The sequence below is a fragment of the Bradyrhizobium sp. U87765 SZCCT0048 genome (assembly GCF_018131225.1).
Classification (GTDB): Bacteria; Pseudomonadota; Alphaproteobacteria; order Rhizobiales; family Xanthobacteraceae; genus Bradyrhizobium_A.
Genome location: NZ_JAFCMM010000002.1, coordinates 660,110 through 682,215 on the forward strand (window position 1 = coordinate 660,110; position 22,106 = coordinate 682,215).

16 protein-coding genes are annotated in these 22,106 nt (G+C 67.2%); 10 read left to right on the top strand and 6 right to left on the bottom strand.

The annotated features are described in order from the left end of the window. The first annotated feature begins 451 nt into the window (after window positions 1-451). The 3 genes from gltB (at window position 452) to JQ639_RS16160 (ending at window position 7,591) form a co-directional block, all read left to right on the top strand. On the top strand, window positions 452-5,212 hold the full coding sequence (gene gltB / locus JQ639_RS16150) for a glutamate synthase large subunit (protein ID WP_211966759.1): 4,761 nt from the start codon (window positions 452-454) through the stop codon (window positions 5,210-5,212). 21 nt (window positions 5,213-5,233) lie between these two features. Beyond that, entirely contained in the window at window positions 5,234-6,685 is a 1,452-nt protein-coding gene (locus tag JQ639_RS16155; protein WP_211966758.1) for a glutamate synthase subunit beta, read from the top strand. 123 nt (window positions 6,686-6,808) lie between these two features. Beyond that, window positions 6,809-7,591, top strand: a complete 783-nt coding sequence (locus JQ639_RS16160; RefSeq protein WP_211966757.1) for a COG3904 family protein — start codon at window positions 6,809-6,811, stop codon at window positions 7,589-7,591. A 191-nt stretch (window positions 7,592-7,782) separates the two neighbouring features. Here the strand turns inward: JQ639_RS16160 and JQ639_RS16165 are convergent, their stop codons facing one another. Together JQ639_RS16165 and JQ639_RS16170 are read right to left on the bottom strand one after the other, a co-directional pair. Beyond that, window positions 7,783-8,163, bottom strand: a complete 381-nt coding sequence (locus JQ639_RS16165) for a DUF1236 domain-containing protein (protein ID WP_211967223.1) — start codon at window positions 8,161-8,163, stop codon at window positions 7,783-7,785. A 181-nt stretch (window positions 8,164-8,344) separates the two neighbouring features. Further along, a complete protein-coding gene (locus tag JQ639_RS16170) occupies window positions 8,345-9,985 on the bottom strand; it encodes an SGNH/GDSL hydrolase family protein (RefSeq protein WP_211966756.1) in 1,641 nt (546 codons plus the stop codon). A 226-nt stretch (window positions 9,986-10,211) separates the two neighbouring features. Here JQ639_RS16170 and JQ639_RS16175 point away from each other — a divergent pair, with 226 nt between their 5' ends. Then, entirely contained in the window at window positions 10,212-11,360 is a 1,149-nt protein-coding gene (locus JQ639_RS16175) for a threonine synthase (protein WP_211966755.1), read from the top strand. Window positions 11,361-11,385: 25 nt separating this feature from the next. On the opposite strand, the gene JQ639_RS16180 is transcribed toward JQ639_RS16175, so the two are convergent. Further along, entirely contained in the window at window positions 11,386-11,967 is a 582-nt protein-coding gene (locus JQ639_RS16180; RefSeq protein WP_211966754.1) for a TetR/AcrR family transcriptional regulator, read from the bottom strand. 226 nt (window positions 11,968-12,193) lie between these two features. Next, on the bottom strand, window positions 12,194-12,667 hold the full coding sequence (gene ybaK / locus JQ639_RS16185) for a Cys-tRNA(Pro) deacylase (RefSeq protein WP_211966753.1): 474 nt from the start codon (window positions 12,665-12,667) through the stop codon (window positions 12,194-12,196). Here ybaK and JQ639_RS35320 point away from each other — a divergent pair. The 4 genes from JQ639_RS35320 (at window position 12,654) to JQ639_RS16205 (ending at window position 17,108) form a co-directional block, all read left to right on the top strand. Continuing rightward, entirely contained in the window at window positions 12,654-13,322 is a 669-nt protein-coding gene (locus JQ639_RS35320) for a DUF5132 domain-containing protein (protein ID WP_349644697.1), read from the top strand. The two genes, ybaK and JQ639_RS35320, sit on opposite strands and share 14 nt — an antisense overlap. A gap of 132 nt (window positions 13,323-13,454) precedes the next feature. Further along, window positions 13,455-14,012 carry an HMA2 domain-containing protein gene (locus JQ639_RS16195; RefSeq protein WP_211966752.1) on the top strand — a complete coding sequence of 186 codons (558 nt, stop codon included), beginning with the start codon at window positions 13,455-13,457 and terminating at the stop codon, window positions 14,010-14,012. A 133-nt stretch (window positions 14,013-14,145) separates the two neighbouring features. Then, the gene (locus JQ639_RS16200) at window positions 14,146-16,284 is read left to right on the top strand and encodes a heavy metal translocating P-type ATPase (protein ID WP_211966751.1); all 2,139 of its coding nucleotides are present in this window, start codon (window positions 14,146-14,148) and stop codon (window positions 16,282-16,284) included. Window positions 16,285-16,307: 23 nt separating this feature from the next. Then, on the top strand, window positions 16,308-17,108 hold the full coding sequence (locus tag JQ639_RS16205) for an EcsC family protein (protein WP_249158052.1): 801 nt from the start codon (window positions 16,308-16,310) through the stop codon (window positions 17,106-17,108). 8 nt (window positions 17,109-17,116) lie between these two features. Here JQ639_RS16205 and JQ639_RS16210 read toward each other — a convergent pair whose 3' ends face one another. Beyond that, window positions 17,117-18,235, bottom strand: coding sequence for a hypothetical protein (locus JQ639_RS16210; RefSeq protein ID WP_211966749.1), 1,119 nt, complete (start codon window positions 18,233-18,235; stop codon window positions 17,117-17,119). 190 nt (window positions 18,236-18,425) lie between these two features. Between JQ639_RS16210 and ppk2 the strand changes: the two genes are divergently transcribed. Then, window positions 18,426-19,352: a polyphosphate kinase 2 gene (gene ppk2 / locus JQ639_RS16215; protein ID WP_211966748.1), complete on the top strand. Its 927-nt coding sequence runs from the start codon at window positions 18,426-18,428 to the stop codon at window positions 19,350-19,352. Between the two features lie 25 nt (window positions 19,353-19,377). On the opposite strand, the gene JQ639_RS16220 is transcribed toward ppk2, so the two are convergent. Then, complete coding sequence (locus JQ639_RS16220; RefSeq protein ID WP_211966747.1) at window positions 19,378-20,235, bottom strand: VOC family protein; 858 nt, start codon at window positions 20,233-20,235, stop codon at window positions 19,378-19,380. A 320-nt stretch (window positions 20,236-20,555) separates the two neighbouring features. Here JQ639_RS16220 and JQ639_RS16225 point away from each other — a divergent pair, with 320 nt between their 5' ends. After that, window positions 20,556-22,070: an AMP-binding protein gene (locus JQ639_RS16225; RefSeq protein ID WP_211966746.1), complete on the top strand. Its 1,515-nt coding sequence runs from the start codon at window positions 20,556-20,558 to the stop codon at window positions 22,068-22,070. Window positions 22,071-22,106 lie beyond the last annotated feature (36 nt).

Genomic DNA, 22,106 nt, shown 5'->3' on the forward strand with positions numbered 1-22,106 from the left:
GATTCCGGCGGAGCTTGGGCCGGAACGCGGCGCGAGGGCCCCAAAGCAGGGCGCAAAATAGGCACGACGTCCGCTCCAATTCCGCCTATAGCGAATGCGGGAACGAACGCATGGGAGCGAGGACTCTCACGCGCTTGTGTGATAAGAAAAAATTTGGCAGTCTCTGAGCTAGGACAGTACGCCTGTCCCATTTTTCCGGGAAACCGGCAGGAAGCCGACGACGCGGCGGCAACCTGGATGGGCAGGCGACCTGGATGGCAGATGTCAGGCCGGAAACGGCCAACATTTAAAAAAACAGCGTCTCCTGAAATGGCTCGCCCGGTGCGATGCGGCATTCACCTGATGCCGCCGCGCCGAAGCTGCGCCGACGTAACGACCACTTCAACGTTTTTTGGGGCGTCATCAAGGCGCACTGAAAACGAGGGACATATCGGGGGTGAGAGGGTTGGACATGAGCGGATCAAAGTTCGAGCGCGACGAAATCGGTGCCCATGCGCTGTCGACGGACTGCAATCCGAAAATGGCCAAACCTGCCGCGGCTGAGGCCGCCACCCGCGAGCACACTCGCGAGCACACCTGGCGTCCGCCGGCCGAGGGTCTCTACGACCTCGGCATGGAGAAGGACTCCTGCGGCGTCGGCTTCATTGCCAATATCAAGGGAAAGAAGTCGCATCAGATCGTCTCCGATGCGCTGTCTATCCTGTGCAACCTCGAGCACCGCGGCGCCGTCGGCGCCGACCCGCGCGCCGGTGACGGCGCCGGCATCCTGGTGCAGATCCCGCACGGCTTCTTCGCCCGCAAGGCCAAGGAACTCGGCTTCACCCTTCCCGCGCCCGGCCAGTACGCCGTCGGTGCGGTGTTCATGCCGCGCGAGAAGCCCTGGCGCGAGGTGATCCAGAGCATCGTCAGCGAGCGGATCAAGTCCGAGGGCCTCACGCTGCTCGGCTGGCGCGACGTGCCGACCGACAATTCCTCGCTCGGCGAGACCGTCAAGCCGACCGAGCCCTCCCACATGCAGGTGTTCATCGGCTGCGACGACTGCGCCGACCAGGATGACTTCGAGCGCCGCCTCTATATCCTGCGCAAGTCGATCTCGAACGCCATCTACCAGCGCCGCGAGCGCTCGCTGGCCGGCTATTACCCGGTGTCGATGTCGTGCCGCACCGTGGTCTACAAGGGCATGTTCCTCGCCGACCAGCTCGGCAAGTACTATCCCGACCTGCACGAGCCGGACTTCGAATCGGCGCTGGCGCTGGTGCACCAGCGCTTCTCGACCAACACCTTCCCGACCTGGTCGCTGGCGCATCCCTACCGGATGATCGCCCACAACGGCGAGATCAACACCCTGCGCGGCAACGTCAACTGGATGGCGGCGCGGCAGGCTTCGGTGTCGTCCGAGCGCTTCGGCGAGGACATCGAGAAGCTGTGGCCGATCTCCTATGAGGGCCAGTCGGACACCGCCTGCTTCGACAACGCACTCGAATTCCTCGTGCAGGGTGGCTACTCGCTGCCCCACGCGGTCATGATGATGATCCCCGAGGCGTGGGCCGGCAACCCGCTGATGGACGAGAAGCGGCGCGCCTTTTACGAGTACCACGCCGCGCTGATGGAGCCGTGGGACGGCCCGGCCGCGATCGCCTTCACCAACGGCCTGCAGATCGGCGCGACGCTGGACCGCAACGGCCTGCGGCCGGCGCGCTATCTCGTGACCAAGGACGACCGCATCGTGATGGCGTCCGAAATGGGCGTGCTCAAGATCCCCGAGGACCAGATCGTCACCAAGTGGCGGCTGCAGCCGGGCAAGATGCTGCTGGTCGACCTCGAAAAGGGCCGCCTGATCCCCGACGACGAGATCAAGGCGTCGCTGGCGCAGAGCCACCCCTATCGCGAGTGGCTGGACCGCACCCAGATCGTGCTCGAGGAGTTGCAGGACGCGCCGAGCAAGGGCGCGCGCTCCAACCTGCCGCTGCTCGATCGCCAGCAGGCGTTCGGCTACACCCAGGAAGACGTCAACATCCTGCTGAGCCCGATGGCCTCGCTCGGTGAGGAAGCCACCGGATCGATGGGCACCGACACGCCGATCTCGGCCCTGTCGGACCGTCCCAAGCAGCTGTTCACCTACTTCAAGCAGAACTTCGCCCAGGTCACGAACCCGCCGATCGACCCGATCCGCGAGGAGATCGTGATGAGCCTCGTGTCGTTCATCGGCCCGCGGCCGAACCTGTTCGACCTCGAAGGCATGTCGCGCTCCAAGCGTCTGGAAGTGCGCCAGCCGATCCTGACCGACGCCGACCTCGAGAAGATCCGTTCGATCTCCGAGATCGCCGAATCGCACTTCAGGTCCCGCACCCTCGACACCACCTTCCACGCCGGCTTCGGCGCGGCAGGCATGGAGCAGGTGCTCGACGAACTGTGCGGCCGCGCGGAAGCCGCGGTGCGCGAGGGCGTCAACATCATCATCCTGTCGGACCGCATGGCCGGCACCGACCGGATCCCGATCCCGTCGCTGCTCGCCTGCGCCGCCGTGCATCACCACCTGATCCGCACCGGCCTGCGCACCTCGGTCGGCCTCGTCGTCGAGTCCGGTGAGCCGCGCGAAGTGCATCACTTCGCCTGCCTCGCGGGCTACGGCGCGGAAGCGATCAACCCCTATCTCGCGTTCGAGACCCTGATCGCGATGAAGGACAAGCTGCCGGCCAAGCTCGACGACAAGGAAATCGTCAAGCGCTACATCAAGGCGATCGGCAAGGGCCTGATGAAGGTGATGTCCAAGATGGGCATCTCCACCTACCAGTCCTATTGCGGCGCGCAGATCTTCGACGCCGTCGGCCTCAAGGCCGATTTCGTCGCCAAGTACTTCGCCGGCACCCACACCCGCATCGAAGGCGTCGGCCTTGCCGAGATCGCCGAGGAAACCGCGCGGCGCCACACCGAGGCGTTCGGCGACTCGCCGGTGTTCAAGAACGCCCTCGACGTCGGCGGCGAATACGCTTTCCGTACCCGCGGCGAGGACCATGCCTGGACCGCGGAATCGGTGGCGGCGCTGCAGCACGCTGCGCGCGGCAACTCGCTGGAGCGTTACAAGGCGTTCGCCAAGATCCTCAACGAGCAGAGCGAGCGGCTGCTGACCATCCGCGGCCTGTTCCGCATCAAGAGTGCCGAGGAAGAGAAGCGCAAGCCGGTGCCGCTCGCCGAAGTCGAGTCGGCCAAGGACATCGTCAGGCGTTTTGCGACCGGCGCGATGTCGTTCGGCTCGATCTCCCGCGAGGCGCACACCACGCTCGCGATCGCCATGAACCGGATCGGCGGCAAGTCGAACACCGGCGAGGGCGGCGAGGAAGCCGACCGCTTCAAGCCGCTGCCGAACGGCGATTCGATGCGCTCGGCGATCAAGCAGGTCGCTTCCGGCCGCTTCGGCGTGACGACGGAATACCTCGTCAACTCCGACATGATGCAGATCAAGATGGCCCAGGGCGCCAAGCCCGGCGAGGGCGGCCAGCTGCCGGGTCACAAGGTCGACGCCACCATCGCAAAGGTGCGCCACTCGACCCCGGGCGTCGGCCTGATCTCGCCGCCGCCGCACCATGACATCTATTCGATCGAAGACCTCGCCCAGCTGATCTACGACCTCAAGAACGTCAATCCGGACGGTCAGGTGTCGGTCAAGCTGGTGTCCGAGATCGGCGTCGGTACCGTCGCGGCGGGCGTCGCCAAGGCGCGCGCCGACCATGTCACCATCTCCGGCTTCGAAGGCGGCACCGGCGCGAGCCCGCTGACCTCGATCAAGCACGCCGGCAGCCCGTGGGAAATCGGCCTCGCCGAGACCCATCAGACGCTGGTGCGCGAGCGGCTGCGCAGCCGCATCGTGGTGCAGGTTGACGGCGGTTTCCGCACCGGCCGTGACGTCGTGATCGGCGCCCTGCTTGGCGCCGACGAGTTCGGCTTCGCCACCGCGCCGCTGATCGCGGCCGGCTGCATCATGATGCGCAAGTGCCACCTCAACACCTGTCCGGTGGGCGTGGCGACGCAGGACCCGGTGCTGCGCAAGCGCTTCACCGGCCAGCCCGAGCACGTCATCAACTACTTCTTCTTCGTCGCCGAGGAAGTCCGCGAGATCATGGCCTCGCTCGGCTTCCGCACCTTCAACGAGATGATCGGCCAGAGCCAGTTGCTCGACCAGAACGCCCTGGTGGCGCACTGGAAGGCCAAGGGCCTCGACTTCTCGAAGCTGTTCTTCAAGCAGAAGGCGGCGCCGGGCACCAAGATTCACCACTCGGAGCTGCAGGATCATCACCTCGACAAGGTGCTGGACCGCAAGCTGATCGCCGACGCCCAACCCGCGCTCGACCGCGGCGCGCCGGTGAAGATCAATGCCGAGATCAACAACACCGACCGCAGCGCCGGCGCCATGCTCTCGGGCATGGTGGCGAAGCGCTTCGGCCACGAGGGCCTGCCGCTCGACACCATCCATGTGAAGCTGCAGGGCACCGCCGGCCAGGCGTTCGGTGCCTGGCTCGCCCGCGGCGTCACGTTCGAGCTCGAAGGTGAAGGCAACGACTATGTCGGCAAGGGCCTGTCGGGCGGCCGCATCATCGTCAAGCCGCCGGCGATCTCGGGCGTCGTGCCCGAAGAGTCGATCATCGTCGGCAACACGGTGATGTACGGCGCCATCGAGGGCGACTGCTACTTCCGCGGCGTCGCCGGCGAACGCTTCGCCGTGCGCAACTCCGGCGCGATCGCGGTCGTCGAAGGCGCCGGCGATCACTGCTGCGAATACATGACCGGCGGCGTAGTCGTCGTGCTCGGCCGCACCGGACGCAACTTCGCGGCCGGCATGTCGGGCGGCGTCGCCTACGTACTGGACGAGGACGGCACCTTCGAGAAACGCTGCAACCTCGCCATGGTCGAGCTGGAGCCGGTGCTGTCCGAGGAGATGATCGCCGAGAACGCCTTCCACCAGAACGGCGATCTCGAAGCCCATGGCAAGGTCGACGTGCTCGCCAACCTGACCGGCGACGACGTCGAGCGTCTCCATGTGCTGATCACCCGCCATGCCAAGCTGACGGGCTCGGCCCGGGCTGCCGAGATCCTCGCGAACTGGAAGGCTGTCCTTCCCAAGTTCCGCAAGGTCATGCCGGTTGAATTCCGCCGCGCGCTGAACGAGATGAAGAAGCGCGAATCCGAAGAACCCAAGATCGCGATCGGCGCGTAGTCATTCGAGGCATACGTTTCTATGGGCAAGATTACCGGTTTTCTTGAGATCGACCGCAACGATCGCGTGTACGGTCCTGTCGCCGAACGGCTGAAGAACTATCGCGAATTCGTCATCCCGCTGGACGAGAAAGACCTGCGGGACCAGGCGGCGCGCTGCATGAACTGCGGCATCCCCTACTGCCACGGCACCGGTTCGGTCGCGCCGGGCACGCCGGGCTGCCCGGTCAACAACCAGATTCCGGACTGGAACGACCTCGTCTACAACGGTAACTGGGAAGACGCCTCCCGCACGCTGCACTCCACCAACAATTTCCCGGAGTTCACCGGCCGCATCTGTCCGGCGCCGTGCGAGGCATCGTGCACGCTGAACATCGACGACAACCCGGTCACCATCAAGACGATCGAGTGCGCGATCGTCGACCGCGCCTGGGACAATGGCTGGCTGAAGCCCGAAGTCGCCACCGAGAAGACCGGCAAGAAGGTCGCCGTGGTGGGTTCGGGCCCAGCGGGCCTCGCCTGCGCGCAGCAGCTCGCGCGCGTCGGCCATGAGGTCCACGTCTACGAGAAGCACGCCAAGGCCGGCGGCCTGCTGCGCTACGGCATTCCCGACTTCAAGATGGAAAAGGGCATCATCGACCGCCGCGTTGAGCAGATGGAAGGCGAAGGCGTCGTCTTCCACTACGGCAAGGCGGTCGGCGGCAAGGACGGCATCGATCCCAACGAGCTGCTGCGGCTGTACGACGCCGTGGCGCTGACCGGCGGCGCCGAAGCGCCGCGCGACCTGCCTGTGCCCGGCCGCGAGCTCGACGGCGTCCATTTCGCGATGGACTTCCTGCCGCAGCAGAACCGCCGCGTCGGCAACGAACCGCTCGGCGACATCCATGAGATCCTCGCCACCGGCAAGGACGTCGTGGTGATCGGCGGCGGCGACACCGGCTCGGACTGCATCGGCACCTCGAACCGCCACGGCGCCAGGTCGGTGACCCAGCTCGAGATCATGCCGCAGCCGCCGGAGAAGGAAAACAAGGCGCTGACGTGGCCCAACTGGCCGCTGAAGATGCGGACATCGTCGAGCCACCAAGAAGGCGCGGCACGCGACTTCGCGGTGCTGACCCAGAAGTTCAGCGGCGAGAACGGCAAGGTCACCAGGCTGCACTGCGTGCGCGTCGACGAGCGACTGCAGCCGATCGCCGGCTCCGAATTCGAGATCAAGGCCGACCTCGTGCTGCTGGCGATGGGCTTCGTCCATCCGGTGCACGACGGCCTGCTGAAGACCCTCGGCGTCGATCTCGACCCGCGCGGCAACGTCCGCGCCTCGACCAACGACTACCGGACCTCGGTCGCGAAGGTGTTCACCTCCGGCGACATGCGCCGCGGCCAGTCGCTGGTGGTGTGGGCGATCCGCGAAGGCCGGCAGTGCGCTGCCTCGATCGACCAGTACCTGATGGGCGCGACCACGCTTCCGCGCTGACACTCTCTCTCGGCGAGGACGCCCTGCGGCGTCCTCGTGTCGCCGTTTTCGCCGGGCACGGAGGCACGCCCGGCGTTTCCCGGCCACGGTGGCCGGGTTCAGTCGTCGCGAGCGGACGCAGCCATGCCCCTCGACACCAGCTCCGACACACCTTCCGCCTCTCCGGTAACGCCCTGGGGGTCACCAGCAGCGCCGCCGCCCGCGCCACCGCCGGACCCGCGCCGCAAAATCTCTCCGCTGTCGATCCTGTTCTTCGTGCTGATGCTCGCCCTCGTCGGCGGGCGGGCCTACCGGGATCTGTCCACGCCGGAGGCCTGGGCCTACTGGAAGGATTCGTACCTCTCGCCGAGCCTGAAGGGTGCGGCCGCGAAAGCCGCGCTGCCCGGCGAAGCGCCCCGTCCGGTGCTCGCGGTCAGCGGCCGGATCGGCCCCGCTGCAGCCGTGTGGCTGCGCGGCCAGCTCGACGACGCCAGATTGCAGGCCGGCGACACCGTGGTCCTGTCGTCGCCGGGCGGCGACGTCGACCAGGCTCTTCTGATGGGCGAGACCATTCGCGCACGCGGACTTCGGACCGCGGTCGGCACCGTCGACAACGATGGCCGCATCCGCCCGTCGTACTGCGCCAGCGCCTGCGTCCTCACCTATGCCGGCGGCACGGCGCGGATCGGCTTGCCCGGATCGGTGCTCGGCGTCCATCGCTTCACCACCGTCACGCCCGCGGAATCCCGGCGCGACGCCGTCGCCGACACCCAGCGCATCACGGGCATCATCCTCGGTTACCTGACACGGATGGGGGTCTCCTCGACCATCATGGAGGCGATGTCGGCAAGCGACGACATCCGCTGGCTGGCACCGTCGCAGACGGCGCAGATGAAGCTTGTCACTGATCCCCTGCCTGCCCGCTGACGCTGCGCGTCGCCATTGGCGGCTGGCCAGTCAGAGCTTGCCAGGTTCACAGCTCCACGGGTTCAGGACATCACGTTCGTTCGAGCCTTTCACGAGGCCGCTTGCCTTGCACGAGGCCGCTTGCAGACATCGCCGTCTCCGGCCCCTCGCAGGGACGAGAGGCCGGATGGCATATCTCGACGGCCTTCGCGTCACTCCACGATGCGGATCACGCGCCGCGTCCGCGGTTCGACGATCACACGCTGGTTGTTGACCACGGCATAGCGATACTCGCTGTAGCGCGGCACGGGACGCAGCTCGACATATTCGGGCAGCGGCTCGCCGACCACGACGCGCTCGCGCACCACCACCGACGGTTCGTTCACGCCGGTCACCGAGGTGATCACCGCGGTCGGAATATCGACCGCCGCGCCGACTGCCGCTCCCACTGTGCCGCCCACGGCCGCGCCCACCGGGCCCGCCACCGCACCGCCAGCCGCTGCACCGTCGCGGGCGCTGTTGACCGTGGCGTTCTGTGCCAATGCCAGCGTCGGCGCCAGCGCGACCGTCATCACCACGAGAGTCTTGCGCATCGTCATCATTGTCGTCCTCCGTATTTCCGATGAACAGAGGCCGGACAACGTGCGCCGCCCGACGCCGTTCCGCCGGGAACTGGGGCGTCATTGCGGCATGCCCCGCCACATGCATGGCGTGCGGCAACGGACGCACCATTGCCTCGCAGCCAAGGGCATGTCGGCGAAGGAGAGAAACGTCTCAGCGCGTGAACGTGAAGAAGCCGCCGTCAGGCGCGGACGCCGAGCGACCGACACTCGCAGGCGGACGCGGCGCACCGTCACGCGGACGCGGCCGTGTCTGTTGCGGCGGGCGACTGTCGAAGCCGAAGAAACCTGACGGCTGCTCGGTCGCCACCGGCGGGGCAGCCCGCTTCTTCTTCGGCGCCGCAGGCGAAGCTGCGCCATCCGGACCGGCCGACGCCCCGGGCGCCGCGTCCGTCTTCGCCTCGGCCTTGCCGTCGGTCCTGGTCTCGTTTTTGGGTGGCGTCGCCGCCACCGGCGTATTCCCCGGCTCCAGGCGTCCGACCTCGCGCCGCGGCCATGCCGCGTCGTCGGCCCTGCCGGGCGGCGCGCTGAGCGCTTCGCCCTTCACCATGGCACGGGCCGCCAGCGCATCGACGGCGGTCGGGCGGGTGCCGGGACCGCCAAGCAACTCATCCGAGCCGAACGAAGATGCCACCAGCGGCACCACCGGCCCCGCCAGCGGCCGCGGCGGCGGCCCACCCGGCCGCACGCTGGTGTCGGGCACCGCAGGCTCGTTCGGCAGCGCGACGGGCGTTGCGCGCGCCAGCAGGCGAGTGATCTCGCGCTCGGCATAGTGCGCGAGCTTGCGCGCGCCGGCCTTGGTGAAGAACACGCCATCGGCGGTGCGCAGGCGGCGGATCTGGCCTTCGAAGTCCGGGCCCTGCGGCATGAAGCGGCCGGCCTCGTCGACGAAACCATCCCAGACATCGACATAAGTGATGCCGGCCTTGCCCGCAGCATCGCGATAGAGCGCATCGAGATAGAGCATGTCCGCCGTCGCCTTCTGGCCACGCACGGCTGGCAGGCCGACCCACACCACCGGCACGCCCTTGCTCTTGAGCACGGCGATCATGTCCTCGATCTTCCTGGCGTAGAGTTCGGCCCAGCGATCGTCGCGGAAATCGGCGCTGCCACCTGCACGCGCCCCCTTTTCAGGCGCGGCAATCGACGGCGTGTCGCCATCGGCGTCGTCGGCGGGCGGCTCGGCGCTGGCAGGCTTGTCGCCGTCGGGCTTGGCCTTCTTGTCCTTGTCGGTCTTCCTGGCCTCGCCGGTGTCGCGGATCGAAACGCGGTCGTTGAGGCCGAGCATGACCACGATCACGTCGGCCTTCTCCGCCGCCACGATGCCTTTGGCCGCGGCAATCCAGTCGGACGGCTCGCCCTTGGGCTGATAGCGAAGCAGACCCGAAACGGTCTTGTGCTTGCGGATCACGCCCATGTCCGGCTGTTCGCTGAACGCGTCCTCGAGGCCATACGCCAGCCAGTCGGCCATGGCGTCGCCGAGCACCAGCACATTGCGCTCTGCCGGCGTGTCACGCTTTTCGGGCGGCGGCGCGTGGGAATAGTCGACCGCGCGCTGGGGCTGCTGCTGCGCCGGTGGCGGCTGCCCCGGAAAAATCCGTTGAAAGAAGCCACCAAAACCGTCGCCACGCGGCGGCTGCATCTGCTGGCGCGGCGGCGGACGGCCGAAACCGAAATCCAGGAATTGTGCCGACGCCGGTGCCACGATGCCGAACAGCATCACCGCCGCCGTCGCGACCGCGATCAGCGGGCCGGCTTCGGACAGGATACGTCGCAGCGGCGATCGTCTCGACATCGGCGTGACAGTGACCCGGTGGGCTGTGGTTTCCGGGAAAAATAATAGCCGATTCAGGCTGCAAGCGGGCAGCCCGCCGCGTCCGGATCAGCCGTTTTCCCATACATGGAACCCGTGATGAAAACATCATCTTTCGCGCCGGATCCCCCAAACGTGCTTAAATTCGCAACAGGTTCCATCCTTCCGGCCCCGCCCCCGCCGCACCCGACCACCGCAGGACCTGCCCATGCCCCCGAGACCGTCCGTCGACGCCGACTATATCGATCCCGTGACCGGCGAGACGTTTCCGCTGGCAACGCCGCTGTGGCGTTCGCCCGCCGGCCGTCCTCTGATGATCACCGAGCTGCCCGGGATCGGCCCGGACGCCATCGACCGCTCGACACGCTCGATCTGGCGCTACCGCGCGGCGCTGCCACTGCCAATCGAGCGTCCCGTCAGCCTCGGCGAGGGCATGACGCCGCTGGTCGAGGGCTGCCTGCCGTCCGGCCAGGTACACTTCAAGCTGGAGTGGTTCGCGCCGACCGGCAGCTTCAAGGACCGCGGCGCCTCGGTGATGCTGTCCTACCTGCGGCAGGCCGGAGTCCCCGGCATCCTCGAGGACAGTTCCGGCAATGGCGGCGCCGCGATCGCCGCCTACGGCGCGGCCGCGGGCCTGCGCGTGCGCATCCTCACGCCAGCGACCACCCAGCCGGCGAAGATCGCCCAGATGCGCGCCTTCGGCGCCGAGGTGCAGCTCGTCCCCGGCCCCCGCGACAATTCCCAGACCGAGGCCATCCGCCAGTCGGAGGAGACGTTCTATGCCAGCCACAACTGGCAAGCCTTCTTCCTGCAGGGCACCAAGCTGATCGCCTACGAGCTGTGGGAGGAGCACGGCTTCTCGCTGCCGGACAACATCGTCATTCCCGTCGGAGCCGGGAGCAACGTGCTGGGCTGCGACATCGGGTTTCGCGAGCTGCTGCGCGCCGGCCACATCACGCGCCTGCCGCGGCTGTTCTGTGCCCAGCCACACAACTGCGCGCCGCTGCACGCCGCCTTCATCGCCGGCTCGGACACGCCGGTCGAGGTGACCACCGCGCCGACCATCGCCGAGGGCACCGCGATCAGAAGCCCGGTGCGCTTCACGGAGGTGCTGCAGGCGGTTCGGCGCTCCGGCGGCGGCACCGTCGCCGTGTCCGAGCAGGACATCACGACCGCCGTGGGACTGCTCGCGCGCATGGGGCTTTATGCCGAACCGACGTCGGCGGTTGCGGCCGCGGCGGCCGAGAAGCTGCTGGCATCGGGCACGATCACGCCGGAGCAGCGCACCGTGGTGCTGTTGACCGGAAGCGGCCTGAAGGCCACGGCATTCATGACCGAACTGTTCGGCAAGGCCTGAACAGTAAGGCTTGGAAAATAGCGGCTCAGGTTCGCGGCAAGCCACCCGCCGTCGCCAGCGGCCGGCGCGCAGGACGGGTCAACGCGACAAGGCGTTCCTCGAGTTCGGCGCGTTCGGCCGGCGATATCCTGTGCAGGGTGAACGCATCCGACAGCCACAGTCCGTCGGCGGCGAGGCGCAGGATCTTGGCGAGCGCCTGATCGGTCTCGGTGATGTCCTTCTGCAGCAGCGATTCCACCCGCAAAAGCCAATCGGCCCGCAGCGCCGGATCGAGCAGCAGCGCCATCACCACGGTCGCCTGGGCGGTGCCAAGGTCGCTGGCGAGCGATGCCCGGATATAGGCCCGCGTGAAACGCCCATAATCGTCCGGATCGTCCGCGGCCAGCTCGTCGATCTTGGAGAGACACCGGGCGTAGGAATCCTCCAGCAGCGCCTGAAGCAATTCGGCCCTGGTGGAGAAGTGGTGAAGCAGCCCGCCCTTGCTGACCCTGGCCTCCCGCGCCACCGCATCGAGCGTCAGGGCATGAACGCCGGTCGTCACCAGCACGCGTGCGGCGCTCTCCAGCAGTCTCGCCCGCATGCCGGCGGCCCGTTGGGCTTGCTCCATCGAAAGTCCCATGTTGCGTGCGTAGCGCTCCCTCGCAAAAAACAGGCGGTATCGCCAGCCCGATCAAAACGAGAATCTAGCGCGTATCAAATTACCGTCCATTGACCTTTCGCAAGCGATTTCAACCGGCCACGCGATAAAACCGCGCGGCCGGAGACCGGCACCGGACGGGAGCGACCGCGAACTGGACAAGCGAAACATGCCGCGACGGCGCCATGAGCCCCGCCTACGCGACCAGTGGCGCAGCCACGGCGGCCAGCGCCGCTTGCGCATCCCGCGGATTGAGGCGGACCTGCACGCCGCGCTGGCCACCGTTGAGATAGACGAGGTCATGCGCCAGCGCGTCGGCCTCGATCACGACGGGAACCCGGCGCATCTGGCCGAACGGACTGATGCCGCCGACCTTGTAGCCGGTGATGCGCTCGGCATCGGCCGGCTTCATCATCTCCGCCGACTTGCCGCCGATCGCCGCGGCGAGCTTCTTCATCGCGACCTCGCGGTCGGATGGCACGATGGCGCAAACCGGCTTGCCGTCGACGAGAGCCATCAGCGTCTTGAGCACCCTGCCGGGCGTTTCGCCAAGCGCTTCGGCGGCCTGCAGCCCGACGCGCTCTGCCGACGGATCATAGTCATAGGTGTGGACCGTGAACCGCACGCCGGCCTGTTCGAGGGTCTTGGTGGCGCGGGTGGTTCTGGACATTCGCGTTTCTCTTCCACTTGCTGGCTGCATTGGCGGCCGGCGCAACCATAGCCGAAATCGCCCCGGCGGAACCTCATCGGCCGATCAGACATCGACCGTTCGGCGCAACGGGTCCACGGACGATCTGGAAACATTTGGAAATACAACGACATCGGCGTGCACCGCAACAATCGATGACAGGACCGTCACCGACCTGTCACACACCTATTTCAATCGCCCTCTATTGATGATCGTCATCGATTACGGACCGACGTTCGTTAAGCAGAGGATTTCAGCGATGCATACGAGCCACAACGGGCACGCCGAAGAGCAGGCCGATCACACCGTCGAAACGCCCCATGAAGAGCAGAACGGCATCGGTCTGAACAAAACCGTTGCGACGGTTGCCGTCGTCGCGGTCGGCGCGGCCCTGTTCGAAGCGGCGCTGCTGCCGGGTCTGGCTCTCGGCGTCGCGGCCGTCGCTGCGCCGAAATATTTTCCCAAGCTCGGCAACGCGCTCAATCCGCTGTTCAAGTCCACCGTACGCGGCACCTACAAGTTCGCCCAGAAGTCCAAGGAAGTGTTCGCCGAAGCGCACGAGCACGTGAACGACATCGTCGCCGAGGTGCAGGCGGAGAAGGACGCGCCGGACGCCAAGGCGAAGCCCGCGGCGTAAGCGGCGCGCCTGACGCGAACGAGCAACTGGCCGCCGCCGGCGCCCACCGCGGCCGGTGCGCGGCAACGCCTGCGGGACCCGCGCGCCATCACGCGCGCCGCCCCTGGGAAAGCGCGAACACGAGAAGACACAATGACCAAGCTGAAGCTGCAGATCGCGCACCAGATCCCTGGCCGCATCCGCATGAAGGTCTCGTCCGCCAAGGACAATCCCGAACTGCTGGAGCAGATCAGGCAGACGTTCAGCGTCATTCCCGGCATCGAGCAGGTGACGGTCAATCCGGTGACCGGCAGCGTGGTGCTGCACTACGACACCGAGCGGCACGACGAATTCCACGGCAAGCTCGAGCACCACACCGGTGGCCACTATCGGCCGCCGACCAACGAGATCGACGCGCTCGCCAGCAAGATCGAGCAGGAAGCGGAATACCTCGCCGAGCACTCCCACACCGCGAAGGTGATCGTCGACTTCTTCAAGGAGACCGATCGGCAGATCAAGGTCGCGAGCGGCAACGTCGTGGATCTCAAGATCCTGCTGGCCGCCGGCATCGCCGGCTTCACCATCTTCGAGGTCGGCGCCAGCGCGGCGACGCCGGTATGGGTGACGCTGGCGATCTTCGCGCTCAATCACATGATCCAGGCCAACATGGCCAGGACCGAAGACGAGAGTGGAGCGCCGGCAACGGCTTGAGACCGCGCCGGCGAGCGCGCGTTCGCCTGTGATGGAACCGTGAACGCGCTCTGCTTTGTGTTGTGACGCACCTTCGTCATGCGAACCGGTCTGCCGTTTCGCATGACGACGCTCCAGACTGGATGGCTGCCGAATGGACTTTGCATTCCGTCACGCGATGCCCGGCCGTATCCGGCTCTGCATCCCGGAGCTGTGCCGCAGGAAGACGCTGGCCGAGACCTTTCTCGGCTGGCTGCGCGGCCAGCCCGGCATCCGCACCGCGCGCATCAACTATGGTTGCGCCTCGCTGGTGCTCGAATACGACCCCGCCCAGGAACCGGTGCTGCGGGCCCTGCTCGCCCGTGTGAAGACGACAAGCCTTGCCGATCTCAAGGCCTTCGTCACCGCCATGGCGCCGGCCGCGGCGCCCAAGGCTGAAGCACAGGCGAGCGCACCGCCACCGCCGTCAGCGTTTTCGCGCCGCTCGCCGCTGGCGCTGCCGACACTGTCGCTGATGATGGCGTTCAGCGCCAATCCCGTCGTCGCCGCCATCAACATCCCGCTGATGCTGTGGAACGGCTTCCCGATCGCCAAACGCGCCTGGAAGGTGTGGGATCGCGAGCGGCGGCTCAACATCGACGTGCTCGACACGCTGGCGATCACCGCCTCGGTTCTGCAGGGCAACCCGCTCGCCGGCTGCATCGTCACCTGGCTGATCAAGCTCGGGGACTGGATCCGCGATCTCACCGCCGCCGGCCAGCGCCGCGCCATCAGCGACCTGCTCGAATTCCAGACCAAGACCGCCTGGGTGCTGCGCGACGGCGCCGTGGTGTCGATCCCCGCCGCGGAGCTCGCGGTCGGCGATCTCGTCGTGATCTACCCCGGCGAGATGATCCCCGTGGACGGCGAAATCGTCGACGGCCACGCCACCATCGACCAGAAGACGATCACCGGCGAGGGTCTGCCGGTGAACCGCGGCAAGGGCGAAGCCGCGTTCGCGGCCACCGTCATCCGCGAGGGCCAGATCACCGTGCGCGCGCTGCGCGTCGGCGGCGACACCACCGCCGGGCAGATCGTGCATCTCGTCGAGTCCGCGCCCATCGGCGACACCCGCATCCAGAACCACGCCGAACGCTTCGCCGATCGCCTGGTGACGCCGACGCTGGCGCTCGCCGCCGGCACCGCCGCGGTGACCGGCGACTTCAACCGTTTCCTGTCGCTGGTGATCGTCGACTACGGCACCGGCATCCGCGTCGCCGCGCCGACCTCGGTGCTGTCGTCGATGACCCACGCGGCGCGCGCGGGCATCATCATCAAGAGCGGCGGCCACATGGAGCGGCTCGCCGACATCGACACCATCGTGTTCGACAAGACGGGAACGCTCACCCGCGGCACGCCGGCGGTGATCGACGTAATTTCCTATCAGGACCACATCACGCCGAACCACCTGCTCGGCCTGGCCGCCGCCGCCGAAACGCGCCTGCAGCACCCGGTGGCGGAGGCGATCCGCACCAAGGCGCGCGAGCTCGCGGTCAACATCCCGCCATGCGACGAGACCACCTACCGCCTCGGCCTCGGCGTCGAGGGCCAGGTCAACGGCTACTACATGCATGTCGGCAACGCGCGCTTCATGCGCGAGAGCGAGATTCACATCGACCGCGCGCGGGGCGACCGCGCCGCCCTTGACGAGCGCGGCTATTCCAGCCTGTACATCGCGGTCGACGGCGAACTCGCCGGGCTCGTGCCGTATTCGGACGAGATCCGCCGCGAAAGCCGGGGCGTGATCCAGAAGCTGCACGCCATGGGCATCAAGAACACCATCATGCTGACCGGCGACAACGCCGTCGTCGCCCGCGCGGTGTGCCGCGAGCTCGGCCTGACGCAGCATTTCGCCGACATGCTGCCGGCCGACAAGGCTACCGTCATCCAGCAGTTGCAGCGCGAAGGCAAGCGCGTCGCCATGGTCGGCGACGGCATCAACGATTCGCCCGCGCTGAGCTTTGCCGACGTCGGCATCGCCATGAAGCATGGCGCAGAAGTCACTCATGAATCCGCCGACGTCATCCTGATGGAGGATTCACTCTGGAAGCTGGTCAAGGCGGTCGAGATATCGCAAGGCGCGGTTCGCCTGGTCAGGCAGAACTACGGCATCGTCGCGGTGCTCAACACGCTGGCGCTCGGCCTCGCCCTGCCCGGCGGCCTGATCACCCCCGAAGTCACGGCGCTGATCAGCAACGGCTCGGCGATTCTCGCCAGCCTCAACGGCGTCCGGCCGATCCTGCGCTATCAATGAGCGCGGAGACCGCCCCGTCGCCATTGTCCGCGGCCGATCGTGCCGCCCTGCAGCTCGCGGTCAAAAATCTCGAAAACCCCAACTTCGCCGCACGCCTCGCCGATTATGCCGGCGTGCCGGTCAACCGTGTGCTCGGGCTGCTGCCAAGCGCCGCCAACAGGCAGATCGGCGCGCTGGTGCGCTCGGCGGTCATGAAGGGCCTCGACGTCGCGATCGAGACCCTCGAAGACGAGCCGCCGCCGGCACCGGCAACCTGGTTCTCTTCCTTCCTCGCCGGCGTCACCGGCGGCGTCAGCGGACTGTTCGGTTTCGCAGCGCTGCCGGTCGAGCTGCCACTGACGACCACCTTCATGTTGCGCGCCATCGCCTCGATCGCCCAGCACGAGGGCGAGGATCTCAGCCGCATCGAGGCGCGCCTCGCCTGCCTCGAGGTATTCGCGTTCGGCGCCAAGCGCGACGCCGGCAAGGTCGACGTCGGCTACTACGCCGCGCGCGCCCTGATCGGCAAGTACACCAATGACGTCGCCGCCATGGTGGTCGAGCGCGGTGCGGTCGACGCCTCGGCCCCGGTCGTCACCAGTCTTGTCAGCGAGATCGTCTCGCGCTTCGGTCTCGTCGTCTCGGACAAGGTCGCGGCCGGCGCCCTGCCGATCCTCGGCGCCGTCGGCGGCGCCACGGTCAACGTCATCTTCATGGATCACTTCCAGCGCATCGCACAGGGCCACTTCACGCTGCGGCGCCTCGAACGCGCCTATGGCGCGAGCCAGGTGCGCGCGCACTACGCGGCGCTCGCAGCGCGGCCAGCACGCCTTCCGGCTGGCTGACGCGGCCGTCAGCCCAGCCGCGCGTCGAAGATGATCTCGTCGACCTCGCTCATGTCGGCGATGACCTCGTCGAACGACAGCCGGTCGGAATTGTCAGCCGATTGCGCCCGCAGCGTCGCCACCAGTTCGTCCTGCTCCAGCAGGCTGCGCCGGCCGTCGCGCAGGCTCACATAGGCAGCCCAGGGCACGAACTTGGTGAGCGGGAACGGCATGCCCTCGCCGGGCGAAACGTCGATGTTCAGTCCGGCGACGAACAGCAGGTTCTTGTCGCGATAGGCCGGCTCGCGCACGATGCTGCGGTAGGTGCGGTCGAACTCGACCTGGGTATGGAAGCGCGCGGCGTCGAGCGCCGGATCCGGCGACGTCACCAGCGCCGGCATCACAGGCCCGAGCGCCACCTCGATCTGGTCGTAGTGCTCGATGTCCTGCGCCGGCATGCGGCGGAACGTGAACAGGTCCGATGTCAGGCGGTCGCCGAGCGCGGCCGGCGGCTGCAGCCAGCACTCCGGGCCGAGACGCGCCAGCAGCGACGCCGCCGGCCGGAACGCCTTGCAGGTGCTCATCGCCCGCAGCGGGCCGTCCGCGCGGTCGACGAGGTTCTCGAGCTTCAGCACCAGCCCCTCGGGCCGCGCCGCGTCGAGCAGCAGGTTGTCAATGAGGACCACGGGCGCGCCGTCGAGCGCGCCGCACAGCACTTGCTCGGCGGCGTAGCGATACTCCTGCATGTACCAGTGCAGCACGCCGCAGATCTTGCCGCAGTTGTCGCCGAAGCCGCGGCCGTGCGTGCGATGGCGGCGATAGACGCCGAACCGCCGCGTCTGCGCGTCATAGCCGACATGGCTTGCCTGGACGATGACCAGATCCTCGCCATGATGGGCGTGGGGCCCATGACGGTTGACCGCAACCTTGCCGCCGACCCGGCCGTGATCGAACGGGAAGGTGCCGAAGTGCTGGGCGAGCAGGATGACCGGATAGCCCTGGCTTTCATCGGAGCAGAAGGCCCGCGACGGCATCATCCGGTTGCGATCAAAGCCGAGCGACAGGCAATAGTTGTAGAGCCGCGGAACGAACTGGCTGTAGCGCATCGCGCAACCAGCGATCCGCAGGTTGTCGATGGTCTGCCGCATGATCATGCTCCCCGCCCCGCCCGCAGCCGATGGGCTGACGCGTGCCTAGACCGGCTTCTTGACGCCGATGTGAACCCCGGCGGCTCCCGGCCGCCCGATGCAGGATTTCCCGCCGGTGTCACAACCACGTCACCACCCGGCGGAATTCTGCGCCCGCCATCGCAAGTAACGAGGCAGAGGGGATCCAAAGATGGACCATTCCGACAGTATCAATGAGGAGGCCCTGCGGGCGCGGATCAACGCCGACCTGCAGGACGGGCTCGACGAGGAGCTCGAGCTCGAACTGGAGGAGAGCCGCCTCGATCCGTTCATCGCCGCCCAGCTGAAGCACGAACCCCGCGACAGCATAGACCGCAAGCTCTACTTCCGCGAGCTGCTGCGCCTGCAGGGCGAACTGGTCAAGCTGCAGGACTGGGTCCAGCACCACAAGCTCAAGGTCGTGGTGATCTTCGAGGGGCGCGATTCCGCCGGCAAGGGCGGCGTCATCAAGCGCATCACCCAGCGCCTCAATCCGCGCGTCTGCCGCATCGCCGCACTGCCGGCACCGAACGAGCGCGAGCGCACCCAGTGGTACTTCCAGCGCTATGTCACCCATCTGCCGGCCGGCGGCGAAATCGTGCTGTTCGATCGTTCCTGGTACAACCGTGCCGGCGTCGAGCGGGTGATGGGCTTCTGCACCGAGGACGAGTGCGAGGAGTTCTTCCGCTCCGTGCCGGATTTCGAGCGCATGCTGGTGCGCTCCGGCATCATCCTGATCAAGTACTGGTTCTCGATCACCGACGAGGAGCAGCAGTTCCGCTTCCTGATGCGCATCCATGATCCGCTCAAGCAGTGGAAGCTGAGCCCGATGGACGTGCAGTCGCGCGCCCGCTGGGAGCAGTACACAAAGGCCAAGGAAGCGATGCTGACCCGCACCCATATTGCGGAAGCGCCGTGGTGGGTGGTAGAGGCCGTCGACAAGAAGAAGGCGCGGCTCAACTGCATCGCGCATCTCCTGACCCAGATCCCCTATCAGGACCTCAGCCACGCCTCCGTCGTGCTGCCCGATCGCGTGCACCATCCGGACTATCAGCGCGATCCGGTGCCGCCGGAGCTTTACGTGCCAGCGCGCTACTGACCGCGACCTGCCATCGTCGCCGGCGTCACCGCGCCGGCGGCGGCTGGACCATCAGGGTCGGAACCCCACAGGTGCGATTGCGCACCGTGAAAATCAAAGTCTTCGGCTTGCGTCCCGGGCGCACCTCCGAAACATCGAAGCCTGCCGCCGCCAGCCGCTGCCGCGCGGCGTGGGCATCGGCGACCCGCCAGCTTAATCCCATCAGGCTGTCGGTCCTCGCCGCGCCATCCTTGAGGCGCTGCGCGATTTCGACGATGAGGTCGTCGCAGCGGAAGAACATCAGGCGGACGCCCCAGTCCTCGCGCGTCAGATCGAGCCGCATGTCGAGCCCGAGCCGGGCGCCATAAAGCGCCGCGGCACGCTCGGCATCGCTCGTCGACACCACGAGATGATCGAGCCCGGTCACAGCGGCTGCCGCGGGCGACACGGCCGACGACAGCGGCCGCTCCGCCGTGCGCTCCAGGAAGAACAGCTTCACGCCATGGGCCGCGGCGGTCGCCGCGCGCGTCCGCCGCCAGCGCAGCGTCGCGCCGTCGGCGAGATTGACGCTGCTGGCCTCGGCCACCGCTTCCGGCTGGAGCTGCAGTTGGGTCAGCCGCCGCGCCATTCGATCGGCATCGTCGACGCGAAAGCATGCGCTGGCGAGGCCTTCGCCCTGCTGCGCCAGCACCTCGTTGATGCGCGCTGCCGCCGGTCCGTCGCCGACGGCCGCCAACAGCTCCAGCGACGTATTGCCAAGAGAGAAGATCGCGGTGTCCGTGCCGTCGCCACGGGCACGCCAGGCAACGCTCCGTCCGAACAACGCCTCATAGCTGTCGACGGCCGCCGCGATGTCGCGGGTCAGAACCGTGACATGGTCGAGGCCGGTGATCGGAGTGGTCATGGCGGCCTCGGCGCGCTGCAACGGAAAGACAAGGACGGAGCGATGGGGCGTTGGAACAGATCCGCGATGCTATGTCGGGAGCGCTCGGTCATGCAAGTTGAAGCAGGTTTGCCGCGTTCACATCGCTTGCTTTGGCCGGCCGAATTCCACCACAAGAACTTTCCCGCCTGTGCGCCATCACACATGCCGAACCACGCGGCATCGGGACGCCTGCGGCTATGGACGCGCCGCCCGCGTTGGTTCAAGAATGTCGCCGCGCATCGCCGGCACCTTCGCCGTGCCGCGACAGCGCCGACGACAAGAAACTTCGGGAGAAACGCATGCTGCTTCCACTCGCCGACGTGCCGCGCTGGTATGCCGACCGCAAGCCGAAAGACACTGTCGCGGTCCGTCACGGCGACGAGAGCCTGACCTGGGAGCAGCTCGAACGCGGCGCCAACCGCCGCGCCCGCGCCTTTGCCGACCGCGGCGTCAAGGCCGGCGATTTCGTCGCCATCGGCCTGCCCAACAGCAACGCCTTCTACGAGACCAGCTTCGCGGTGTGGAAGCTCGGCGCCACGCCGACGTCGCTGTCGCATCGCCTGCCGCGCGGCGAGGCGGCCGCAATCCTCGATATCCTGAAACCGTCACTGGTGGTCGGCGGCGAGCCCGACTGGAACGCGCCGAACGCCGTGCCGCAGAACTTCATTCCCGAGGGCGTTTCGGACGAGCCGCTCGACCGCCCTGTGGCGCGCTACTGGAAGGCGATGACCAGCGGCGGGTCGACCGGCCGCCCCAAGATCATCCTCGACCACCTGCCCGCCGTCACCGACACCGCCGCGGCCCCGCCGCTGCTGATGCCGTTCGGCGCGGCGCTGCTCAATCCCGGGCCGCTCTATCACAACGCGCCGTTCATCGTGTCGCACTACGCCCTGTTCGCCGGCGGCAGCGTCACCGGCCAGAAGAAGTTCGACGCCGAGGACGCGCTGCGCCTGATCGACGCCCACAAGCTGGAATGGGTCAACTTCGTGCCGACCATGATGCACCGCATCTGGAACCTGCCGGATGAAGTGCGCAACCGCTACGACGTCTCCAGCCTCAGGATCGTCTTCCACATGGCGGCACCGATGCCGGCCTGGCTCAAGGAGAAGTGGATCGAATGGATCGGCGCCGAGAAGGTCTATGAGCTCTATGGCGGCACCGAACGCCAGGGCCGCACCGTGATCTCCGGCACAGAATGGCTGGCACATCGCGGCTCAGTCGGCCGTCCCGATCCGGCCGCCTGCGGCGTGCGGATCATCGGCGCCGACGGCAACGACGTGCCGGACGGCGAGACCGGCGAAGTCTACTTCATGCCGGCCGAAGGCGTCGGCACCACCTATCACTATCTCGGCGCCGCGCCGAAGCGGCGTACCGACGGCTGGGAATCGATCGGCGACATCGGCCGGCTCGACGCCGACGGTTATCTCTACCTCGGCGATCGCCTCACCGACATGATCCTGCGCGGCGGCGCCAACATCTATCCCGCCGAGGTCGAGGCCGCGGTGATGGCCCATCCCGACGTGCAGTCCAGCATTGTCGTCGGACTGCCCGATCCGGAGCTCGGCAACCGGATCCACGCCATCATCGAGATCAGGCCCGGCGCCGATCCCCAGGCCGTGGTCGACGGCATGGCGCCGGTGCTCGCGGACCTGCTAAGCCGCAACAAGCATCCGGAGAGCTATGAGGTCTCGACCGCGACGCTTCGTGACGATTCCGGCAAGACCCGCCGTACACTGTTGCGCGATGAGCGCATCGCCTGGCTCAAGGAAGGTCGCGATTTCCGCCTGCGCCCGGCGGCCTCCAAAAGCGCCTAGACCGGCGTTGCGCGGTCCTGTCGCGGCTGCAATGCG